The organism is Agromyces mariniharenae, assembly GCF_008122505.1.
GTDB lineage: Bacteria > Actinomycetota > Actinomycetes > Actinomycetales > Microbacteriaceae > Agromyces > Agromyces mariniharenae.
Window position 1 is genome coordinate 163,689 of the sequence record NZ_VSSB01000001.1, and the last position, 21,189, is coordinate 184,877.

Sequence of the window (21,189 nt, forward strand, 5' to 3'; positions counted from 1 at the left end):
TCGTTCGACATGGCCGTTGCCGGATGCCACGACGTCGGGGCGTTTTCGACTTGCCGCAGTCTATAGCGCGACGTGCCCTACAGCGCGCCGTCGAGGGCGGCGCGAAGGAGGTGCTGGAGGGCGTCGAGCTGCACCGAGTCGGCCGAGCCGGGCTCGACGTCGCTGCCGTCGAGGGCGCGGGCCGCGAGGCCCTGCTTCGAGTCGATGAGCTCGGCGATGCGCGCGTCGATCGTGTGCGCGGCGATGATGCGCCACGCGGTGACCGGCTCGTCCTGGCCGATGCGGTGCACGCGGTCGATGGCCTGCGTCTGCTCGGCCGCGGTCCAGCTGAGCTCGGCGAGCACGACGTTCGACGCGGCCTGCAGGTTGACGCCGACGCCCGCCGCGGTGAGCGAGCAGACGGCGACGGCGACCTCGGGGTCCTTGTTGAACGCGTCGATGGCGGCCTGGCGCTGGAACGCGGTCTGGTCGCCGCGCAGCGACACCGTGCGGAGCTCGCGGGCCGCGAGCGCGGCCTCGGCCTGGTCCATCACGTCGATGTGCTTCGCGAAGAACACGACCTTGCCGACCGAGCGTGCGAGCTGCGCGGCGTAGTCGGCCGCGAGCCCCGCCTTCGCCTGGCCGATGCGGCGCACCATCGTGAAGACGTTCTCGCCCGACTTCGCCGACTTCGACTCCTCGAGTTCGGCGCTCGCGACGGCGCGGATGAACTGGTCGCGCTGGTCCTCGTCGAGGTCGCCGACGCGCAGGTTGCGCGACTCGACGAGCGCGCGGAACCGGCCGACGAGTCGGTTGCCGAGCTCGCGCTCGGCGGCCCGCACGGAGCGGCCCAGCTCGTCGTCGAGTTCGACCGGCAGGTCGGCGATGCGCTTGTCGGGCAGGTCGGCCGCGACGTCGACCTTGCGGCGCCGCACGATGCCGAGGTCGATCACGGTGCGGCGCGCCTCGGCGTAGAAGCCGTGGTCGGCCGGCGTGAGGCCGGTCTCCTCGAGGCGTCCGAGCAGGGCGGGCGACGGCTTGTCGCCCTGGATCCAGCCGAGGAACTGCCAGATCGCGCGGAAGTCGTCGACGTCGTTGATGAGCGGCGTTCCCGTGAGCGCGAGCAGCAGCGGGTTGCCGCCCGGGGTGTTCTTGCGGATCTTGTCGGCGAGCGAAAGCACGTTGCGGGAGCGCTGCGACGAGAGGTTCTTGATGAAGTGCGCCTCGTCGACGACCATGCCCTTGAAGCCCAGGGTGGACAGCCACGCCATGTGCCGGTCGAGCACGTCGTAGTTGACCACGACGACGTCGGCGAACGCGTCGAGCGAGTCGCCGTCGCCGTGGATGACCGTCGCGCGGCGGTGCGGCGTCCAGCGCTCCACCTCTCGGGCCCAGTTCATCTTCACGACGTTGGGCACGACGGCGAGCAGCGGGTAGGCGTCGGCGACGGATGCCGCGAGCACCGACTGCGCGGTCTTGCCGAGGCCCGGCTCGTCGGCGAGCAGGAACGTGCGGTGCCCCTCGCGGGCGGACTCGATGAAACGGATCTGGTGCTTCATGAGCTCGAGGCCGCGCGGCGAGAGGCGGTCGACCTTCGGCGCCTCCGGCAGGTCCATGCTCGCGGCCTGGCCGCCCGAGCCGATCTCGAACGACTTGAACAGCGGGCCGAGGAGCTCCCAGTTCGCGAGCCGGCGCACGGGAACGACCGGGGCGACGGGACGGGAGAAGTCGGGCGCGAGGAACGGGTTCGCGAGCTGGCGCGAGCGCACCGAGGCCGGGATGACCTGGTTCTCGGCGAGCGCGGGGGCGGGCGTCGACTCGCGGGTGATGATGAGCTCGTCGGGGCTGAGGTCGGCGCCCGACTCGAGGAGCCAGTCGCGCCGGAAGCGCTGGGCCACGGTGGAGATCGACGCGTCGGGCTCGAGGAGCGCGATGAGGCTCGTGTCGCGGGCGGCGGTCTTCGCGAGGATCTGGGCGATGCCGTCGAGCCGCTTCAGGAGCTCGGCGCGCGCGGCGTCGGCGACGTCGGGGTCGGCCTTCACCCGCGCGCGCTCCTCGCGCATGAGCAGCGCGATGACCTGGAACTTGGTGCGGTTGGTCGGGCCGAGCTTGCCCTTCTGCGCCTTCGTCTCGACCTCGCGCACCTTGCGGGCGAGGATCGGGATGATGGGCGCGTCGTCGTCGCGCGATCGCGTGCGCTGGCGCTGCCTCGTCTGGGCCATGGTCCTCCCGTTCTGGCCGGTCTCCCGTTGTCAGGTCGCCCCCCGGCGCGACCGTGTGGTCGCTCCCTCGACACCGCTGCGGTGCTCGAGCCGCTCGTGACGTCTCGGATGCCGCATGCCGTACGCCGAATCCCGAACCGAGCAGCACGCGAGCCGGGCTCACGCGGTCGGCCGAAGAACGGATTCGTCGGGCGCCATGCCATTCTAGCCGCAGGAACGCGGGGGGCGCGACGTGACGCCGTTCCGCACGGTGCGGGTGGGCCGGAGTCGGCCTATGCTTCGACCATGGACGCTCTCGCTGGGTCGGGCGCCGCGTCGCCCGACGACGACGAATTCACCGTCGCGCAGGACACCGAGTTCGACGAGGACGAACTCGCCCCCGACGACGACCATCGCGGGCTCGACGACAGCCTCGAGGACGAGGTGCCGGGCATCGACGCCGAACGCCACGTCGACTTCCGCGACGAGCGCTCAGCCGCCGACGAGGGCTGACGCGGTCGTTCGCCCGCCCGACTCAGACTCCGCCGCCTCCGCCGCCTCCGCCGCCGCCGCCCGACGAGCCGCCGCCCGACGAGCCGCTCGACGACGAGCTCGAGCTCGAGCCCGACCACGAGGTGCTCGACGCCGACGAGAACGACGACACCGCGATGCCGAACGATCCCGCGTCGAAGCCGCTCCGGCCCGAGTACCACGTCGGCTCCTCGCCGCGCGCCTCGTAGAGGTCGGCGAGCACGCGGCTCCACTCCCGCTCGAGTCCGAACAGCACCGCGTACGGCAGCAGGCGCTCGTTGAGCTTCAGGACGACGGCGGGGTCGAGGGGCGCGGTGGCCGTGGCGGTCGCGGTGGCCGTCGCGGCATCCGTCGTGATCGCGGCATCCGTCGACGCGCGCGACGCAAGGGATGCCGCGGCCGGCCGCTCGACGCGCAGCGCGCCGCTCGGGCTCTGCAGCACGCGCAGCCGGTCGGCCTCGGCGAGTCGGATGTAGAGCCGCAGGCCCTCGAGGTGGTCGCGGAACTCCCGGCCGCGCTCGGTGAGCGGCCGCACGTTCCCGACGAGCACGACGGTCACGAGCGCGGCCACGATCGCGAGGATGAAGAGGATCGCCGGCCATGCCCCGCCGCGGCGGTCGTCGATCGCGAAGATGCCGAGCACCACGCTGAGCGTGGCGGCGGCGATCGCGCCCACGGCGAGGAGCACCCGCAACCCGGGATCGGGCTTGCGCCGCAGGCCGGAGCGCACCACGCCCTTCGCGACGGACTGGCGGATGGAGAGGAGGCGCCGCCCGAGCGCGGTGTCGCTCGACTTCAGCTGCCGGGTCGCTCCCGGGACCGGGCCGCCGCGGAACAGCGCGGAGACGACGGAGCGCGCGTGCGCGTCCCCGGGCTCGCCGCCCACGAACTCCACGGCGTACTTCTTGCGTCCGGTCTCGACGACGCGCAGCTCGCCGGCGACCGCGCGCTCGAGGATCGTGGCCGTGACGCCCTTCTCTGGATGCCGCACGAGGTCGGCGGCGACCATGGCGCTCACGCCATCGGGCGGCTCGTACTGGGCGATGATGGTGCCGCGTCCGGGGTGGCTGCGCCAGCGCGTGGCGCGAAGCACGACCGCGGTAACGAGTGCGAGCCCGGTGAGCCCGGCCGCGACGGCCCCCGCGATCGCCGCCGGCGAGGCCGCGAACGACGAGTCGCGCGGCTCGAACGTCCCCTGGTCGAAGCCGATCGCGACCGTGAGGTTCTCGTACGGCCCGAGCGCCGCGGCCTCGGCGATCACGACCGGTGGGTCGTCGTCGGTGATCGTCAACGACTCGCACGGCGTGCCCGAGCCGTACCAGCCTCGGTAGCACGCGGTGTCGCCGTTCATTCCGTCGGCCACGTCGGGCGACATCCGCACCTCGGCGCGCACCCGGCCGAACGGCTGCGCCCATCCGGTGCCGTTGACGTCCCAGTAGAACTCGTCGATCGGGGCGTCGTCGGGCTCGAGCGTGACGTTCTGCTGGCGGTAGCGGATGACGTAGGTCTGCTCGCCGTGCACGTAGTCGTCGGCCGCGATCGTGATGAGCAGGAACACGCCCTCCTCGTCCTCGGCGACCTCGTACGGGCGCGGCGTGCCCGCCTCGTCGGTCACCGACTCGACCCGGATGTCGGTGGGATGCCCGTCGTAGTCGAGCGGGATCGCCCGCCGGATGCCGCGGTTCTGGTCGTACTCGGGGAACACCGCCACGAGCGTCTCGGTCGTCACGAGCACTGATCGCCGGTCCTCGTCGCGGCTCAGCTCGAACACCGCGTCGAACGAGGCGAACGTGAAGTCGTCGACGCCCGTGGGCACGGCGGCCACGGGGGCGGATGCCGCGTCGTCGGACGTGCCGCCCGGGGCCGTCGCTCGCGTCGCGGCCGACGCCCCGAGGGCGGGAGCCGCCACGAGCACGGCGGCGACGACGGCCGCAGCGGCGGCCCTCACGAGGGGTCCCAGCATGTGCCAACGGTAGCGCTCCGCCGGCATCCTCAGGGGATCGGATCTCCCCCGGATCGGGGGCTGCTCAGTCGGAGGGCACGGTCGCCGGACCCGCATGATACCCACAGGGGGTATATGGCGCACGCGAGGTATCCTGTTCGAGTGATCGATGACATCAAGAAGCGCGCCCTGCACCGCACCAAGATCATCGAGGGCCAGCTGCGCGGCATCGAGAAGATGATCGAGAACGACGACTACTGCGTCGACATCATCACGCTGTCCTTGGCAGTGCAGAAGTCGCTCGGCTCCCTCAACAAGCTCCTCGTCGAGAATCACCTCCGCACGCACGTGACCGAGATGTACGAGGCGGGCGGCGAGCAGCGCGACGCCGCGGTCGCCGAGCTGCTGCGCATCTTCGAGCTGTCGAACAACCGGGGGTAGTCGAGCGATGCCGCGTCGAACGCCGGCCGACGCCCTCGCCGACGGGCCGCTCGTGCTCGACGGCGGCCTCGGCACGCGCCTCGCCGAGCGCGGCGCCGACGTGTCGTCAGCGCTCTGGAGCGCCGCCGTGCTCGCCGACCGCCCCGAGCTCGTGCTCGACGTGCACCGCGAGTACCTCGCCGCCGGCGCGGACGTCGTGATCTCGGCCTCCTATCAGGTCTCCCACGACGGCTTCGCGCGAGCCGGCCTCGATCGGGCCACGACCGACGCGATGCTCGCCCGCAGCGTCGAGCTCGCCCGCCGCGCCTGCGAGGAGGCGGAGCGCGGGTTCGTCGCGGCATCCGTCGGCCCCTACGGCGCGACACTCGGCGACGGCTCGGAGTACCGCGACCTCGGGCTCGGAGTCGCGGAGCTCCGCGCATGGCACCACGACCGGCTGCGGGTACTCGCCGACGCGGCGCCCGACCTGCTCGCGATCGAGACCGTGGCGTCGCTCGCCGAGGTCGAGGCGATCATCGCCGAGCTCGACGGCGTCGGCGTGCCCGCGTGGGTGTCCGTCACCCCGGCCGACGGGCGGCTGCGCAGCGGCGAGCCGCTCGCCGAGGCGCTCGCGATCGCGGCCGCGAGCGACGACGTGCTCGCGGTGGGCGTCAACTGCTGCCCGCCCGACGAGGTGACCGACGCGATCGTCGCGGCGCGCTCGGCCACGTCGAAGCCGATCGTCGTCTACCCGAACAGCGGCGAGCGGTGGGATGCCGCGACCCGCACCTGGCACGGCAGCGGCGCGTTCCCCGAAGCCCTCGTGCGAGAGTGGCGCGATGCGGGCGCCGCGCTCATCGGCGGTTGCTGCCGCACCGGGCCCGACGACGTCCGCACCGTCGCCCGGGTCCTGGAGCAGGGCCGGTAAGGTCCGCCCGGACCGAGGAAGGAGCCGCGTATGCCGCACATCGAGCTCGTCATGGGAGACATCACCGCGGAGCGCGTCGACGCGATCGTGAACGCCGCCAACTCGAGCCTGCTCGGCGGTGGGGGCGTCGACGGGGCCATCCACCGGGCCGGCGGGCCGCAGATCCTCGAGGAGTGCCGCGCCCTGCGGGCGACCGTGCTCCCCGACGGGCTGCCCACGGGCGACGCGGTGGCCACCGGCGCGGGCCGGCTCGCCGCGCGCTGGGTCGTGCACGCGGTGGGTCCGGTCTGGCCCGGACCGGGTGCGGAGGCCGACGCCCGGCGCCTGCTGCTCGCGTCGGCCTACCGCAACTCGGCGCGCGTCGCGCACGAGCTCGGCGCGGCATCCGTCGCCTTCCCGGCCATCTCGGCCGGCATCTACGGCTGGCCGGCCGACGACGCCGCGCTCGTCGCGCTCGAGACCAGTGCCGGTGCGGAGGCCGCACCCGCCCTCGTGCGGTTCGTGCTGTTCTCCGACCGCATGCACGACGAGTTCCGCGCCGCAGCCGAACGCCTCGGGCTCGACCTGGGCTGAGTCGCGCCGGACGCGGCGGATCAGGTGCCGGGCGCGGTGACCGCGAGCCACTCGTCGAGCTCGCTCGGCTGGTCGGTGATGATGCCGTCGACGCCGAGCGCGCTCACCTCCTCCCACCGCTCGTGCGAGTTCAGCGTGTAGCAGAGCACCGCGATGCCGGCCGCGTGGGCGGCGTCGAGCGCGCCGGGCACGTCGGTGACGGATGCCGCAGTGGTCCCGAATCCGATCACCCCGAGCCGCTCGGCGAGGGGCACGGGGTCGGCGGGCAGCTCGCGGATGAGCATGATGCGCGGGGTCGTCGGCGACACCTGCTGCACGGAGAACAGCGTCTCGAGGCTGAAGCTCTGCAGCACGACGCGGCCGCGCAGCTCGTGCCGCTCGACGAGGTCGACGACCCGGCGCACCTGGTCGGGACGCCAGTCGGCCTTCAGCTCGACGAGGGCACGCGCGGTCTCGCGCTCGGCGAGCGCGGCGAGGAACTCGTCGAGCGTGGGCATCCGCTCCCCCGCGTGGTCCCGCCCGTACCACTCGCCGACGTCGAGCCGTCGGAGCGCGGCGAGGTCGAGGTCGCCGACGGTGCGCCGGTCGCCGGTGATCCGCTCGAGCGTGATGTCGTGGAACAGCACGGGCACGCCGTCGCGGCTCAGCTGCACGTCGGTCTCGACGAACGCGAGGTCGTCCATCGCGAGCTCGAGCGAGGGCATCGTGTTCTCGGGGGCCTCGGCGCGGTCGCCGCGGTGACCGACGATGAAGGCCGCCTCGCCGGGGAGACGGAGCGCCCCGAACACGTCGACGGCCGAGGCGGTGGTGGGCGTCGCGGCGACGATGAGCAGGGCAGCGGTCGCGACGGTGCCGACGAGCGCGCAGGAGATGCGCACGGCGCGGCGGAGGGTTCGGGTCACGGGCGTCGGGCCTTTCCACCGTGCGCGCGTCCTTGCGCGACGGTGCCCGTCACCCTAGCAGCATCGTTACCGTTTCGTTACCTCCCCCGTTCGCGGGCCCGCGTCGCGGCCTCCGCCTCGGCCGTGATGCGGTTCGCCATGCCCGAGAAGATGACGTCGTGGAACGGCACGATCGCCCACCAGTACAGGCGCCCCGAGAGGCCCTTCGGGAAGAACACCGCGCGCTGGCCGTAGTCGGACCCGCCGTCGACGTCGTTCGTCGAGAGCTCGAGCCAGGCCCGGCCCGGCACGCGCATCTCGGCGCGGAGCCGCAGGAACCTGCCCCGGTCGATCGCCTCGACGCGCCAGAAGTCCACCGCATCGCCCACGTGCAGCTCGTCGGCGTCACGGCGCCCGCGCTGCAGCCCGACGCCGCCGAAGAGCCTGTCGATCCAGCCGCGGATCGCCCACAGCAGCGGGAACGAGTACCACCCGTTCTCGCCGCCGACGCCCTCGATGACGCGCCAGACGTCGGCGGCCGGGGCCGTCGAGCGCTGCTCGCGCTCGTCGACGTAGACGGTGTGCCCCGCCCACTCGGGATCGCTCGGCAGCGGGTCGCTCGGCGCCCCGAGCACCTGGGCGTTGCGCCAGCTCGTCTCCACCTCGCCCGCCCGCTCGCGCTCGAGCGCGAGCCGCACCGCCGTGCGGTACGGCAGCAGTCCCTCGGCGGGCGGCGGGATGACCGCGTCGATGTCGTGGTCGCGCATGACGCAGTCGTACTGCAGCGACTCGATGATCGGGATCGCGAGCCGTCGCGGGATCGGCGTCACGAGGTTCACCCACTGCCCCGCGAGCCACGGCGTGAGCACCGGCAGCGCCGCGATCGGCCGCTGCGGCAGCCCGGCCTCGACGGCGTAGCCGTTCATGAGCTGGCCGTAGCGGTACACGTCGGGGCCGCCGATGTCGAACGCCCGGTTCACCTCGGCGGGCACCTCGGTCGCGCGGATCAGGTAGTGCAGCACGTCGCGCACGGCGATGGGCTGGATGCGACTGCGCACCCACCGCGGCGCCGGCATGTAGGGCAGCACCTCGGTGAGGTGGCGGATCATCTCGAACGACGTCGAGCCCGACCCGATGATGACGCCCGCCTGCAGCACGATCGTCGGCACGCCCGAGCGGAGCAGGACCTCTCCCACCTCGGCGCGCGAGCGCAGGTGCCGCGACAGGCGCACGCCCTCGGGGTGCAGGCCGCCGAGGTACACGATGCGGCCGACGCCGTGCTCGCGGGCAGAGGCCGCCACGTTCCGTGCGATGGCGAGCTCGACCGACTCGAAGTCGCCGCGACCGCCCATCGAGTGCACGAGGTAGTAAACGACCTCGACGCCGTCCATCGCACGGTCGACGGCGGCCCGGTCGCCGAGGTCGCCGGCCACGACCTCGACGGATGCCGCCCACGGCACGTCGCGCAGCCGCTCGGGCTGCCGCACGAGCACCCGCACGTCGTGGCCCGAGCCGATCAGCCGAGGCACCAGGCGACCGCCGATGTAGCCGGTCGCGCCGGTCACGAGCACTCGCACGCGCCACCCCCCGTCGCGGATCCCCGCCGACGGACGCGCGGCGTCAGGACCGTTCGTTCCCTCGACGATAGTTGCCGCTCGCGCGGGCCAGGAGGTGCTGCGCCTGTGAATCGTCCGCACGTTGCAGCGCGACGAGGAGGCGGGCGGCGTGGCCGCCGCCCACCGTCATCACGACGCGCCCGCCCCGTGAGACGAGCACGCCGCCCTGCTTGGTCACGCGCCAGTCGAACGGGTCGGCCGCCAGGCGGCCCCGTTCGTCGGACGCGCCGTTGCGTCCTGCCATGGCTAGCGCAGGCTCTTCGTGTGCCAGACGGTCTTCGTCTCGGTGAACGCGCTGATCCGCCCGAGCGCGGGCGCCGCGGCATCAGGGCCCGACTCGGGGCGCAGCACGCGCTTCAGCGTGTCGGCCGCCAAGACCTCGAGCTCGAGCCAGTCGAGGTCGCCCGCACCCACGAGGTCGAGCGCGTTCACGTCGCTGTGGCTCGCGAGCCACGGCGCGATCTCGGCGGTCGAGCCGGTGAGCACGTTGACGACGCCCTTCGGCACGTCGCTCGTGGCGAGCACCTCGGCCAGGCTGATCGCCGACAGCGGGTACCGCTCGCTCGCGACGACCACCACGGAGTTGCCCGCGACGAGCGCCGGCGCGACGGCCGAGACGAAGCCGAGGAGCGACGAGTCCTGCGGCGCGACGATCGCGACGACGCCGGTGGGCTCGGGAACCGAGATGTTGAAGTACGGGCCGGCCACCGGGTTGGCGTTGCCCGCGACCTGGGCGAACTTGTCGGCCCACCCCGCGTACCAGACCCACCGGTCGATCGACTCGTCGACCTGTGCGGAGGCGACGGCGCGCGAGACGCCCTCGGCCTCCTCGATCTCGGCGACGAACTGCGCCCGACGCCCCTCGAGGAGCTCGGCGATGCGGTACAGCACCTGCCCGCGGTTGTAGGCGGTCGCGCCGCCCCAGCCGCCGACGGCGCCGCGCGCCGCGACGACCGCGTCGCGGGCGTCCTTGCGGGACGCCTTCGCGACGTTGGCGAGGAACCCGCCGTCGGCCTTCAGCACCTCGTAGGTGCGGCCCGACTCGCTGCGCGGGAAGGCGCCGTTGATGTAGAGCTTGTACGTCTTCGGCACGGCGAGGCGGCTCATCGCTTCGATCCCTTCGTCGCGTTCTTGGTCGTTCGGGCGGAGGAGCGGACGGCCCGGCGGCCCTTCGGCGCGGCCGCGGCATCCGCCTGCTCGACCGCAGCGCGCGACGCGGGACGCGACAGCGCCGCCTGGCCGATCGGGGCCGGCGACAGGTACGCGGCGAGGCCGTGGCGGCCACCCTCACGCCCGTAGCCCGACTCCTTGTAGCCGCCGAACGGGCTCGACGGGTCGAACCGGTTGAACGTGTTCGCCCAGATCACGCCCGCGCGCAGCTGGTCGGCGACCGCGAGGATGCGGCTGCCCTTGTCGGTCCAGATGCCCGCCGACAGGCCGTAGGGGGTGTTGTTCGCCTTGGCGATCGCCTCGGCCGGCGTGCGGAACGTGAGCACCGACAGCACCGGGCCGAAGATCTCCTCGCGCGCGATGCGGCTCGACGTCTGCACGCCCGTGAAGATGGTCGGCGCGTACCAGAAGCCGTTCTCGGGGATCTCGCACGGCGCGCTCCACCGGTCGGCGCCTTCGGCGACGCCGATGTCGGAGAGCTCGCGGATGCGCTCGAGCTGCTCCTTCGAGTTGATCGCTCCGATGTCGGTGTTCTTGTCGAGCGGGTCGCCGAGTCGCAGCGTCGACAGGCGCAGCTTCAGCCGCTCGACGACCTCGTCGTGGATGTTCTCCTGCACGAGCAGCCGCGAGCCGGCGCAGCACACGTGGCCCTGGTTGAAGAAGATGCCGTTGACGATGCCCTCGATCGCCTGGTCGATGGGCGCGTCGTCGAACACGATGTTCGCGGCCTTGCCGCCGAGCTCGAGCGTCGCCTTCTTGTCGGTGCCGGCGATCTCCTTGGCGATCGCGCGGCCCACGGCGGTCGAGCCCGTGAACGCGACCTTGTCGACGCCCTCGGCCGACACCAGCGCGGCGCCCGTGTCGCCCGCGCCCGTGATGATGTTCACGACGCCGGGCGGCAGGTCGGCCTGCTGCAGGATCTCGGCGAAGATCAGCGCCGTGAGCGGCGTGGTCTCGGCCGGCTTCAGCACCACGGTGTTGCCCGCGGCGAGCGCGGGCGCGATCTTCCACGCGAGCATGAGCAGCGGGAAGTTCCACGGGATGACCTGCGCGGCGACGCCGAGCGAGCGGGGGTTCGCGCCGAGGCCCGCGTGGTCGAGCTTGTCGGCCCAGCCTGCGTAGTAGAAGAACCACGCGGCCACGAGCGGCACGTCGACGTCGCGCGACTCCTTGATGGGCTTGCCGTTGTCGAGCGACTCGGCCACGGCGAGCTCCCGCGCGCGCTCCTGCACGAGGCGGGCGATGCGGAACAGGTACTTGCCGCGGTCGCGGCCGCTCATGCGCGACCAGGTGCGGTCGTAGGCGCGCCGGGCCGCGGCGACGGCGTCGGCGACATCCGCCTCGTTCGCGTTCGCGATCTCGGCGATGCGCTCCTCGGTCGCGGGCGAGATGGTCTGGAAGGGCGTGCCGCGGCCGTCGACGAACTCGCCGTCGATGAAGAGGCCGTAGCGGTCGCGCAGGTCGAGGATCGCGCGCGATTCGGGCGCGGGAGCGTATTCGAGGAAGCTCATGGTTCGGTGCTCGTCTCAGTCGATCGTCACGTAGTCGGGTCCGGAGTAGTGTCCGGTGGTCATCTTCTGGCGCTGAAGCAGCACGTCGTTGAGGAGGCTCGACGCGCCGAAGCGGAACAGGTGCGGCACGAGCCACTCCTCGCCGACCGTCTCGGCGACGGTCACGAGGTAGCGGATCGCGTCCTTCGAGGCGCGGATGCCGCCCGCGGGCTTCACGCCGATGCGCTGGCCGGTCATCAGGTGCCAGTCGCGCACGACCTCGAGCATGAGGAGCGTGACCGGGAGCGTGGCCGCCGGCTGCACCTTGCCCGTGGAGGTCTTGATGAAGTCGCCGCCCGCGAGGATCGAGAGCCACGACGCGCGGCGCACGTTGTCGTACGTCACGAGCTCGCCGGTCTCGAGGATCACCTTGAGGCTCGCGCTCGTGCCGTCGGGCCGGCGGCACGCCTCCTTGACGGCGGCGATCTGGTCGAACACCTCGCCGTAGCGGCCGGCGAGGAATGCGCCCCGGTCGATGACCATGTCGATCTCGTCGGCACCCGCGGCGACGGCCTCGGCCGTGTCGGCGAGCTTGATCTCGAGCGACGAGCGGCCGCTCGGGAACGCGGTGGCCACGGCCGCGACCGAGATGAGGCCGTCGTCGGGGTCGCCGTGCACCGAGCCGAGCGCGTCGATCGCGAACGGCACCATGTCGCCGTACACGCACACCGCGGCGACGCGCGGGGTCGTGGCATCCGACGGGTCGGGGGTCATCGCCTTGGCGACGAGCGAGCGCACCTTGCCGGGGGTGTCGGCGCCCTCGAGCGTCGTGAGGTCGATGAGCGTGATGATCTTGTCGAGCGCCCAGCGCTTGGACGAGGTCTTGATCGAGCGGGTGGCGAGCGACGCGGCGCGCTGCTCGAGGCCGACGGCGTCGACGCCCGAGATGCCGTGCAGGTAGCGCCCGAGCGTGGCGTCGTCGGGTTCGCCGCCGAGCACGGCGAGCGCGCGCTCCCGGGCGGTGACGAGGGAGGTGCCTGACATGGTGGTGACCTGGCTTTCGTTGAGGTGTGCTGGGCCGGCCCGGGTCGCGGGAGCTCAGCCGTCGAGGAGGTGGAGGGCGGTGGCCTCGTCGGTGACGAGCACCGAGCAGAGCCCCGAGCGCACGACCGCGTCGGCGACGGCGTGCTTGGCCTCGCCCGCGATCACGGCGATCGCGAGCGGCGAGCTGCGCAGCTCGTCGAGCGTGAGCCCGACCGTGCGGGCGTCGAGTGCGGGGTCGACGATATTGCCGTCGGAGTCGATGTAGCGGCCGACGACGTCGCCGACGGCCCCCTTCTGCACCAGCACGTCGACGTCGGCGCCCGAGAGGTAGCCGCTCTCGACGTGCACGGAGTTGTGGTCGGCGGCGCCCGCGCTGAACAGGTAGGCATCGGCCGAACGGGCGAGCTCGATGACGCCCGCGACGACACGGTCGGCCTCGATGGCCTCCTTCGTCGCGAGGCGCTCGAGGATGGCGGGGCTCGGCAGCAGGGTGGCGCTGCCGCCGCCCTTCTGCGCGATGCCCACGGCGGTGGCCGCGGCGGTGCCGGCCCGGCGATTGAGGCTCACGCCGCCGTTGATCTGCACGACGTTGACGCCGGTCGCCCAGCCGTTGCGCAGGTGCTGCGAGATCTCGAAGAGGGTGCGGCCCCAGCTCACGCCGAGCGTGCGGGGCACGGGGCGCAGCGCCGTCAGGTAGTCGGCGGCCGCCTGCGCCGTGCGCTCCTGCAGCTCCTCGGGCGAGTGCACGCCCGCGGTCGACACCACGATGGCGTCGGTGAGCCCGCGCTCGTCGCGCAGCCGCCGCTCGATGGGCAGGCGACGGGCCCGCGGATGCAGGATCTCGATGCGGATGAACCCGCGCTGCTTGGCCTGCGCGAGCAGCCGCCCGACCTTCCAGCGGGTGAGCCGGAGCGCCTGGCCGATCTCGTCCTGGGTCTTGTTCTCCTCGTAGTAGAGCTCGGCAGCCCGGATCGAGAGGAGTTCGTCGATCTCGTCCACACGTGTCCCTTCGCCGCATCCAGCGTAGGCAGGCCGTCGCTCATCGGCAACACTCGCGGGCGATCCTGCTCATATGAGCAGTCGGCGAGCGGATGCCGCGCGCCGACGCACGTCGCTCGGACCCCTACCGGGCGCGCTCGTCCTCGAAGTACCGCGGACGCGCCGCGACGACCCCGGCGATCGCGGCGGGGACGATCGTCGCGAGCAGGAACAGGAGCGGCCACGTCCACCCGCCGACGGCCTCGTGCAGGAGGCCCACCGCGAGCGGCCCGATCGCCACGATGAGGTAGCCGACCGACTGCACGAACCCCGAGAGCGCCACCGAGCCCGCGTGCGTGCGGGTGCGCAGGTTGACGAGCACGAGCGTGAGCGGGAAGAGCAGCGGGCCGTTGCCGATGAGCGCGACCCAGAGCCAGGTCGCCGTCGCCGGCGCGAGCAGCAGCCCGAGGTAGCCCGCGACGAACGACACGATCGCGATGCCCACGAGCAGCTTGACGTGGCCCCAGCGCGCCGCCACGATCGGCACGATGATGCTCGCAGGCAGCCCCATCGCGGCGAACAGCGAGAGCAGTGCACCGGCCTGGGCCGGCGTGGTGCCGGCGATGTCGTGCAGGATCGGCGGGATCCACGCGAACATCGCGTAGGCGTTGATGCCCGGGATCGTGAACAGGATCGCGAGCGCCCACGCGAGCGGCGAGCGCACCGCGTAGCGGAGCAGTCCGCGCTCCGCCTCCTCGGGCAGGTCGGCCGCCTGGTCGACGTGGGGACGCAGCATGATCGCGATCCACGGCACGAGCGACAGCACCGCCACGAAGGCCCACTCCCCGAGCGAGACGCGCCAGCCCGAGGCATCCGCCACCGGCACGGCGACGAGGGGCGGGACGAAGGTGCTCACCGACAGGGCGGTGACGTAGACCGCCGTCAGCAGGCCGACGCGATCGGGGAAGTACCGCTTCACGAGCGGGGGCAGCAGCACGTTGCCGACGCCGATCGCCGCGAACGTGAGCGTGCTCGCCAGCACGAGCCAGAGCGCGTCGCCCGCGAGGCCGCGGCCGAGCAGGCCGACCGTCAGCGCGGCGAGCGCGACGACGAGCGTCGGCTCGAGGTCGAACCGCTTCGCGATGAGCGGCGTCAGGATGCCGAAGATCGCATAGCAGAGCGGCGGCAGCATGCCGAGCAGCCCGACGACGGCGGGCGCGAGCGTCACGTCGCGTTCGAGGATCGTGAGGATCGGCGAGAGCGACGCCACCGCGGTGCGCAGGTTGAACGCGACGAGCACGATGCCGATGAGCGCCAGCGACCGCCCGGCCCAGAGCGGACGGGGCGCGGTCGGCTTCACCCACACGAGTCTAGGCTGGAGGCGTGGCCGACTTCGCCCGCTACCTGCCGCTGAGCCAGCGCCCGCGCGTCGACGAGCGCGGCGTCACGAGCGACCGCCGCGAGCCCACCGCGACGGTCCTCCGCACCATTGCGACCGCCCTGCGCAGCGCCGGCGACGACGCGTGGACGGCGCACGCCGACGACGACGCGACGACGGTCGCCGAGGCCGTTGCCGAGCTCGTCGCGGGCTTCGACCGGGCGCCCGCGCGGCGCGCGCTCGAGTCGGCGCAGCACGCGCTCGGCATGGGCGGCCGCGCGCCGGCGAGCGACGTCCGGGTCGAGGGCCCCGCGGATGCCGCGGCCGCACTCGAGGCCCGGGCCGTCGCCATCGCCGAGCGCCCGCAGCCGACGCGGCTCGTCGAGCTCGACGACGCGGTCGTGGCGGCGGTGCGCATCGGCGACGCGCTCCGCTCCCCCATCGCCGTGCCCGCGCTCGCCTCGGGGGCCGTGGCCCTGCGACGCGCCGCGGCCGCACCCACCCCGATCAAGGCGGTGATCTCGGGTCACAGCCTCCATGCGACGGATGCCGCGTGGACCATCGGGCACGGACCGGTGCTCGTCGGCACGGCCCACGAGCTCATCCGCTTCCTCGCCGGCATCGGCACGCGGGCACCGCGACCCGCACGGCAGGGCGAGCTCGGCGACGGCGCCGACGCCTGACGGCCCGGCGACCGCGCCCCGCCTCAGTCCGCGAGGAGCTCGCGCGCGCGATCGACGTCGCCGTGCATCGTCTCGATGAGGTCGGGAATGCTCGTGAACGCGACCATGCCGCGCAGGCGCTCGACGAACTCGACGTCGACCACGTGGTCGTAGAGGTCGAGCTCGCGGTCGAGCACGTAGGCCTCGACCTGCTTCTTCGGCACGCCCTCGAACGTCGGGTTGTCGCCCACCGAGATGGCCGCCGGGTACCGTGTGCCCGCGTCGGTGAGCCAGCCCGCGTAGACGCCGTCGGCCGGGATCAGTCCCTCGGACTCGGGCGTGAGGTTCGCGGTCGGGAATCCGAGCTCACGGCCGCGCTTGGCGCCGTGCACGACGATGCCCGACACCGTCGGCGCGTGCCCGAGCAGGCGCGTGGCGTGGCGCACATCGCCCTCGGCGAGGAGTTCCCGGATCCAGGTCGACGACACGCGGCGGCCGTCTTCGGGCGCCACGTCGTCGACCACCTCGACCGTGAAGCCGAACGTGTGGCCGAGGTCCTGCAGCAGCTTCACGTCGCCCGCGCCGCGCGCGCCGTAGCGGAAGTCGCGGCCGACGAGCACGGCCTTCGCGCCGAGCGTGTCGACGAGCACGCGCTCGACGAACTCGGTGGCGGGCACCGACGCGAGCGCGCGGTCGAACGGGAGCAGCAGCGTGGCGTCGATGCCGGTCGAGCCCAGCAGCTCGAGCTTCTGCCGCACGCTCACGAGCGGGTCGGGGCACTTGTCGGGCGCGAGCAGCGCGAGGGGGTTGCGGTCGAACGTGACGACGACCGAGCGGAGGTCGTCGGCGGCTGCGATGCGCCGGATGCGGTCGATGACCGCGCGATGGCCGTTGTGCACGCCGTCGAACTTGCCGATCGTGACGGCGCTCGGGCCGAAGCCCTCGGGCACCGCGTCGAGGCCCTTGAACGTCTTCACGCGGCATCCGCCCCCGAGCCGGCGGCGGACGAGGGGTCGGACGGGGTGGCCGGGTCGGCGACCGGGCGGTGCTTCGCGAGCCACCACATGCCGAGCACGGGCAGCACGAGCGGGATGAACAGGTAGCCGCGCCCGAACCACGACCAGACCGTGTCGTGCGGGAACAGCTCGGGGTAGACGACGCTCAGCGCGCCGATGACGATCACGCCCGTGAACTCGAACACGAGCGTCGCCCACGCGATGCGGTACCAGCCGCGCCCCGACCGCACGAGGGCGATGGTCGCGACCACGTAGACGACCGCTGCGAGCGCGGAGAGCGCGTAGGCGAGCGGCGCCTCGTCGAACTTCGTCGCGATCTGCACGAACGAGCGGCCGACCGCGGCGAGCGCGAGCACGCCGTAGACGGCCACGAGCACGCGCCCGATGCCGCTCATCCGCCGCCCGCGATCCGCCTCGGGCCGGGCACTCCGCACGTCAGTCATGTCGTTCGATTCTCTCATTCGCGGCTACGCCTGCTGCACGGTCCAGATCTGCAGCATGCGGTAGACCATCACGGCGACGCTGAGCGCGGCCACGCCGAGCACGACGGTGCTCCAGCGGCTGCGCTCGAGCAACGCCCAGAACACGGCGGCCGGCGGCAGCAGCAGCGCGCCCACGAGGTACGTGTAGAACTCGAGCACGCTGCCCGTCGGCTCGTTGCCGAACAGCGGCGCGAGGAGCGCGACCACGAGCTGCACGAGCAGCAGCAGCTCCACGAGCACGAGGGCCCCGTTCGTGAGGTCGCTCGGGACGCGGCCCGCGAAGCCCAGCGTCAGGCACAGCACGCCCGCGACCACTGCGACGCCGACCTGCACCCAGGCGAACCACTCGATCATGCCGATGCCTCCTCGGCCGGGAATCCGGTGACGACCTTGAGCTCCGCACCGCGCCGCTCGACGATCGCGACGAGCCGGTCGCCGGGGTCGATCGCGGCGATCGGGGTGCCGCTCGACGCCGTCGCGAGCTCGCCGGGCGCCGTGATGCGCTTGCCGTGCCCGAGGTCGACGGCCTCCTGCGCGCTGATCGACGCAACCGGGAGCGTGCGGCGTGCGGCATCCGCCGGGCTCAGGATGACCTCAGCCACGTCGAGCCCGTCGAGCACGGATGCCTCGGCGACCCCGAACGCACCGATGCGCGTGCGGCGCAGCGCCGTGAGGTGCCCGCCGGTGCCGAGGTCGGCGCCCACGTCACGGGCGAGCGCACGCACGTACGTGCCCGAGGAGCACGCCACTCGCACGTCGACGTCGACGTGTCCGTCGCCGGGCCGCAGCGCGAGCAGGTCGAACGCGGAGACGGTGACGGGCCGAGCCTGCAGCTCGACGGCCTCGCCGTCGCGGGCCCGCTGGTAGGCTCGCCGGCCGGCGACCTTCACGGCGCTCACGGTGCTCGGCACCTGCTCGATGTCGCCGGTCCAGGCTCGCATCGCCTCGCGCACGACCGCCTCGTCGGCGGCGGCGACGCGGTCGGCGCATGCCGCGGCGAGCGGCTCCCCCTCTGCGTCGTCGGTCGTGGTGTCCCAGCCGAGCCGCATGGTCGCGAGGTACTCCTTGTCGAGCCCGACGAGGTGGTGCAGGAGGCGCGTCGCCGACCCGACGCCGAGGATGAGCAGGCCCGTCGCCATGGGGTCGAGGGTGCCCGCGTGCCCGACCTTGCGGGTGCCGGCCAGCCGTCGCGTGCGCGCGACGACGTCGTGGCTGGTGATTCCCTGCGGCTTGTCGACGAGGAGGATGCCGCTGTTCACGCCGTACAGGCTAACAGCGCGGCGGGACGCGGGCGGCACCGCACCTACGCTGGGAGGGTGAGGATCGGCATCATCGGCGCGGGTGCGCTCGGAGGCACCTTCGCCGCGCTGCTGGCGCGCGCCGGGCACGACGTGGAGGTCACGGCACGCGGGTCGGGGCTCGAGGCGATCCGAGCCGACGGCATCCGGCTCTCGGGCGGGTACGGCGAGGTGCACGCACGGGTCGCCGCCGTCGAGGTGCTGACCGAACGGCCCGAGCTCGTGCTCCTGTGCACGAAGGCGCAGGACGCCCCGCTCGCACTCGGTCGTCACGCCGAGCTCATCGACGGCGTACCGGTCGTCGTCGTGCAGAACGGGCTCGACGGCGTGCAGACGGCAGAGCGGTTCCTGCCGCACTCGACGTGCGTGGGCGTGCTCTCGATCATCGCCGCCAACTACACCGAGCCCGGCGTCGTGCGCGTGACCACGACCGCCGCGAGCTACCTCGGCCGGGGCGGCGGCCCCGCCGACGACGAGAGCCGGCGCATCGCCGCGATCCTCTCCGAAGCGGTCCCCGTGATCGCGATCGAGAACTTCCGCGGCGCGCAGTGGACGAAGCTCGTCGTGAACATGCTCAACGCGGTGCCCGCGATCGTCGGCCGCAGCGTGCAGGACGTGCTGCGCGACCGCCGCCTGCGGCGCGTGGTCGCCGCGTCGATGCGCGAGACCGTGCGGGTGGGGATCGCCCGCGGCATCCGCTTCGGTTCGCTGCAGGGGCTCTCGAACGCGCGCCTGCGGCTCTTCGCCCGGGTCCCCGTGGCCATCGGGCAGGTGCTGCCGTGGATGATGGGCGTGCGCATGGGCAACGTGCCCAACCTCGGCTCGACGCAGCAGAGCGTGCGGCGCGGGCAGCCGACCGAGGTCGACCACCTCAACGGCGCCGTCGTGCGCGAGGCCATCCTGGCCGAGCTCGACGCGCCGGTGAACGAGGCGCTCACCGTGCTCGTGCACGAGGTGGAGCGGATCGGCGAGTTCCTGCCCGATGAGCGGGTGCTCGCCGAGGTGCCGCAGTGAGGAGTCAGCAGCTGTCGAGGAACCGCCGCTTCGGGTGGTCGGGGTCGCGGTCTTCGATGACGGCCGACGCCACGAGCCGCGGATCCGCCTCGGCGTAGGCGACGACGTCGGCCGGGTCGACCGGGTCGCCGTCGAGCGCGATGCGCACGTCCCAGAGGTCGGCGAGCCGCGGGCGCAGCACGAAGCGCCCGTCGAGCAGGAGGATCGCGTCGGCCGGGCCGGTGATCCACTTCGGGGCGATCCACGCATCGCGCGCGGGGTCGAAGACAGCCGTGACGAACGCCGTCGACCCGCCCATCCGGAACGGCTCGACGAGCACGCGGCGCAGCGCCGACTCGTCGAACCCGTAGCCGTAGTAGCGCTCCGGCGTGTCGTCGCCGTACTCGGCCTGCGCCGCGCGCGAGCGGTGGAAGCGCTCCATGCTCGCCCGGAACACGCGGTGGCCGCGCTCGCGGAGCACCGCCGCGAGGTCGTCGGCGAAGGCGGTCTTGCCGCTACGCAGCGGCCCGTCGATCGCGACGATCATGCGTCCGCGGCCGTAGTGCTGGAGGATCTCGTCGGCGAGCGTGCGCAGGAACGTGACGCGGGGCGTGGTGACGAGCTCCATGGCTCGAGCCTAGCCGCGCGGCATCCGGCCGGGCATAGGCTGGCTGAGTGCCGCGCCCGCCCTCCCCCGACCTGGCGACGGCGCTCAACGCCTGGTTCGCGGATGCCGCGCGGCCGCTGCCGTGGCGGGCCGCCGAGGTGTCGCCGTGGGCCGTGCTCGTGAGCGAGTTCATGCTGCAGCAGACGCAGGTGGCGCGCGTCGTGCCGAAGTGGGAGGCGTGGATCCGGCGCTGGCCCACGCCCGCCGCGCTCGCGTCCGAGCCGCCGTCCGAGTCCGTGCGCGCGTGGGACCGGCTCGGCTATCCGCGCCGCGCGCTCTGGCTGCATCGCGCCGCGGTCGAGATCGTCGAGCGGCACGGCGGCGAGGTGCCCGACGACCTCGACGCGCTCCTCGCGCTGCACGGCATCGGCCCGTACACGGCACGCGCGATCGCGGCCTTCGCGTTCGGCCGGCGGCATCCGGTGGTCGACACCAACACCCGCCGCGTCATCGCACGGGCGGTGCTCGGGCAGGCGCAGCCCGGCCCGCCGTCGACCGCGCGCGACCTCGCCGAGATGTCGGCGCTCCTGCCCGCGACGGATGCCGCGGCGCGCGTGTTCAACGCGGCGGCGATGGAGCTCGGGGCGACGGTCTGCACCGCGCGCTCGCCCGACTGCGACGCGTGCCCCATCGCGGCATCCTGTGCCTGGCGGCTGGCCGGGTATCCGGCATACGACGGTCCACGCAAGGCCGTGCAGGCGCGCTTCGAGGGGTCCGACCGCCAGGTGCGCGGGCTCGTGATGCGCGAGCTCCGCGCGGCCCACCGCCCCGTCGCGCGCGACGAGCTCACGGGCCTGTGGGCGGACGCCGCGCAGCTCGACCGCGCGATCGACGGGCTCGTCGCCGACGGGCTCGCGGTGGCGGACCCGCAGGGCGGCCTCGGGCTGCCCTCGGCCTGAGGCAGGGACGGGTCGGTCGGGCGGGCCGACGGTATCGTGGG

Annotated in this window: 22 protein-coding genes; 7 read left to right on the plus strand and 15 right to left on the minus strand. The window is 73.1% G+C overall.

What is annotated here, in order from left to right:
* Nucleotides 1–77: 77 nt before the first annotated feature.
* Complete coding sequence (locus tag FYC51_RS00785) at nucleotides 78–2,201, minus strand: DEAD/DEAH box helicase (RefSeq protein ID WP_148731807.1); 2,124 nt, start codon at nucleotides 2,199–2,201, stop codon at nucleotides 78–80.
* A gap of 285 nt (nucleotides 2,202–2,486) precedes the next feature.
* On the opposite strand from FYC51_RS00785, the gene FYC51_RS00790 reads away from it, so the two are divergent.
* A complete protein-coding gene (locus FYC51_RS00790) occupies nucleotides 2,487–2,693 on the plus strand; it encodes a hypothetical protein (protein WP_148731808.1) in 207 nt (68 codons plus the stop codon).
* 22 nt (nucleotides 2,694–2,715) lie between these two features.
* Here FYC51_RS00790 and FYC51_RS00795 read toward each other — a convergent pair whose 3' ends face one another.
* Nucleotides 2,716–4,674: a DUF2207 domain-containing protein gene (locus FYC51_RS00795; RefSeq protein ID WP_187432427.1), complete on the minus strand. Its 1,959-nt coding sequence runs from the start codon at nucleotides 4,672–4,674 to the stop codon at nucleotides 2,716–2,718.
* 141 nt (nucleotides 4,675–4,815) lie between these two features.
* Here FYC51_RS00795 and FYC51_RS00800 point away from each other — a divergent pair, with 141 nt between their 5' ends.
* From FYC51_RS00800 to FYC51_RS00810, 3 genes are read left to right on the plus strand one after another with little or no spacing between them, the layout of a single operon-like run.
* Complete coding sequence (locus FYC51_RS00800) at nucleotides 4,816–5,094, plus strand: metal-sensitive transcriptional regulator (protein WP_148731810.1); 279 nt, start codon at nucleotides 4,816–4,818, stop codon at nucleotides 5,092–5,094.
* 7 nt (nucleotides 5,095–5,101) lie between these two features.
* Nucleotides 5,102–6,001, plus strand: a complete 900-nt coding sequence (gene mmuM, locus FYC51_RS00805) for a homocysteine S-methyltransferase (RefSeq protein ID WP_148731811.1) — start codon at nucleotides 5,102–5,104, stop codon at nucleotides 5,999–6,001.
* Nucleotides 6,002–6,031: 30 nt separating this feature from the next.
* Nucleotides 6,032–6,574 carry an O-acetyl-ADP-ribose deacetylase gene (locus FYC51_RS00810; RefSeq protein ID WP_148731812.1) on the plus strand — a complete coding sequence of 181 codons (543 nt, stop codon included), beginning with the start codon at nucleotides 6,032–6,034 and terminating at the stop codon, nucleotides 6,572–6,574.
* A 20-nt stretch (nucleotides 6,575–6,594) separates the two neighbouring features.
* Here FYC51_RS00810 and FYC51_RS00815 read toward each other — a convergent pair whose 3' ends face one another.
* From FYC51_RS00815 to FYC51_RS00850, 8 genes are all read right to left on the minus strand, one after another.
* Nucleotides 6,595–7,476 carry a glycerophosphodiester phosphodiesterase gene (locus tag FYC51_RS00815; protein ID WP_148731813.1) on the minus strand — a complete coding sequence of 294 codons (882 nt, stop codon included), beginning with the start codon at nucleotides 7,474–7,476 and terminating at the stop codon, nucleotides 6,595–6,597.
* A 77-nt stretch (nucleotides 7,477–7,553) separates the two neighbouring features.
* Entirely contained in the window at nucleotides 7,554–9,032 is a 1,479-nt protein-coding gene (locus FYC51_RS00820) for an SDR family oxidoreductase (RefSeq protein WP_148731814.1), read from the minus strand.
* A 43-nt stretch (nucleotides 9,033–9,075) separates the two neighbouring features.
* Complete coding sequence (locus FYC51_RS00825) at nucleotides 9,076–9,315, minus strand: hypothetical protein (RefSeq protein WP_148731815.1); 240 nt, start codon at nucleotides 9,313–9,315, stop codon at nucleotides 9,076–9,078.
* Between the two features lie 2 nt (nucleotides 9,316–9,317).
* Nucleotides 9,318–10,178: an aldehyde dehydrogenase family protein gene (locus FYC51_RS00830; protein ID WP_148731816.1), complete on the minus strand. Its 861-nt coding sequence runs from the start codon at nucleotides 10,176–10,178 to the stop codon at nucleotides 9,318–9,320.
* Complete coding sequence (locus FYC51_RS00835) at nucleotides 10,175–11,752, minus strand: aldehyde dehydrogenase family protein (RefSeq protein ID WP_148731817.1); 1,578 nt, start codon at nucleotides 11,750–11,752, stop codon at nucleotides 10,175–10,177. The genes FYC51_RS00830 and FYC51_RS00835 overlap by 4 nt, the downstream gene beginning before the upstream one ends.
* A gap of 15 nt (nucleotides 11,753–11,767) precedes the next feature.
* Nucleotides 11,768–12,775 (minus strand): deoxyribose-phosphate aldolase, encoded by a 1,008-nt coding sequence (gene deoC, locus FYC51_RS00840; RefSeq protein ID WP_148731818.1) that lies wholly within the window; start codon nucleotides 12,773–12,775, stop codon nucleotides 11,768–11,770.
* Between the two features lie 54 nt (nucleotides 12,776–12,829).
* Nucleotides 12,830–13,774: a sugar-binding transcriptional regulator gene (locus FYC51_RS00845; protein ID WP_148731819.1), complete on the minus strand. Its 945-nt coding sequence runs from the start codon at nucleotides 13,772–13,774 to the stop codon at nucleotides 12,830–12,832.
* A 124-nt stretch (nucleotides 13,775–13,898) separates the two neighbouring features.
* Nucleotides 13,899–15,113 (minus strand): MFS transporter, encoded by a 1,215-nt coding sequence (locus FYC51_RS00850; protein WP_148731820.1) that lies wholly within the window; start codon nucleotides 15,111–15,113, stop codon nucleotides 13,899–13,901.
* A gap of 23 nt (nucleotides 15,114–15,136) precedes the next feature.
* Here FYC51_RS00850 and FYC51_RS00855 point away from each other — a divergent pair, with 23 nt between their 5' ends.
* Nucleotides 15,137–15,814 carry a hypothetical protein gene (locus tag FYC51_RS00855; RefSeq protein ID WP_148731821.1) on the plus strand — a complete coding sequence of 226 codons (678 nt, stop codon included), beginning with the start codon at nucleotides 15,137–15,139 and terminating at the stop codon, nucleotides 15,812–15,814.
* A gap of 23 nt (nucleotides 15,815–15,837) precedes the next feature.
* On the opposite strand, the gene FYC51_RS00860 is transcribed toward FYC51_RS00855, so the two are convergent.
* The 4 genes from FYC51_RS00860 to truB are packed head-to-tail and all read right to left on the minus strand — an operon-like array spanning nucleotide 15,838 to nucleotide 18,550.
* A complete protein-coding gene (locus tag FYC51_RS00860) occupies nucleotides 15,838–16,770 on the minus strand; it encodes a bifunctional riboflavin kinase/FAD synthetase (RefSeq protein ID WP_148731822.1) in 933 nt (310 codons plus the stop codon).
* On the minus strand, nucleotides 16,767–17,252 hold the full coding sequence (locus tag FYC51_RS00865; RefSeq protein WP_148731823.1) for a hypothetical protein: 486 nt from the start codon (nucleotides 17,250–17,252) through the stop codon (nucleotides 16,767–16,769). Before FYC51_RS00865 ends, FYC51_RS00860 begins: the two co-directional genes overlap by 4 nt.
* A 24-nt stretch (nucleotides 17,253–17,276) precedes the next feature.
* Nucleotides 17,277–17,645: a hypothetical protein gene (locus tag FYC51_RS00870; RefSeq protein ID WP_148731824.1), complete on the minus strand. Its 369-nt coding sequence runs from the start codon at nucleotides 17,643–17,645 to the stop codon at nucleotides 17,277–17,279.
* On the minus strand, nucleotides 17,642–18,550 hold the full coding sequence (truB, locus tag FYC51_RS00875) for a tRNA pseudouridine(55) synthase TruB (RefSeq protein ID WP_420797206.1): 909 nt from the start codon (nucleotides 18,548–18,550) through the stop codon (nucleotides 17,642–17,644). The genes FYC51_RS00870 and truB overlap by 4 nt, the downstream gene beginning before the upstream one ends.
* A 57-nt stretch (nucleotides 18,551–18,607) precedes the next feature.
* Here truB and FYC51_RS00880 point away from each other — a divergent pair, with 57 nt between their 5' ends.
* Nucleotides 18,608–19,603 (plus strand): ketopantoate reductase family protein, encoded by a 996-nt coding sequence (locus FYC51_RS00880; protein WP_148731825.1) that lies wholly within the window; start codon nucleotides 18,608–18,610, stop codon nucleotides 19,601–19,603.
* Between the two features lie 4 nt (nucleotides 19,604–19,607).
* On the opposite strand, the gene FYC51_RS00885 is transcribed toward FYC51_RS00880, so the two are convergent.
* Nucleotides 19,608–20,210 (minus strand): nucleoside/nucleotide kinase family protein, encoded by a 603-nt coding sequence (locus FYC51_RS00885; protein WP_148731826.1) that lies wholly within the window; start codon nucleotides 20,208–20,210, stop codon nucleotides 19,608–19,610.
* 47 nt (nucleotides 20,211–20,257) lie between these two features.
* On the opposite strand from FYC51_RS00885, the gene FYC51_RS00890 reads away from it, so the two are divergent.
* Complete coding sequence (locus FYC51_RS00890) at nucleotides 20,258–21,148, plus strand: A/G-specific adenine glycosylase (protein ID WP_187432428.1); 891 nt, start codon at nucleotides 20,258–20,260, stop codon at nucleotides 21,146–21,148.
* Nucleotides 21,149–21,189: the final 41 nt, after the last annotated feature.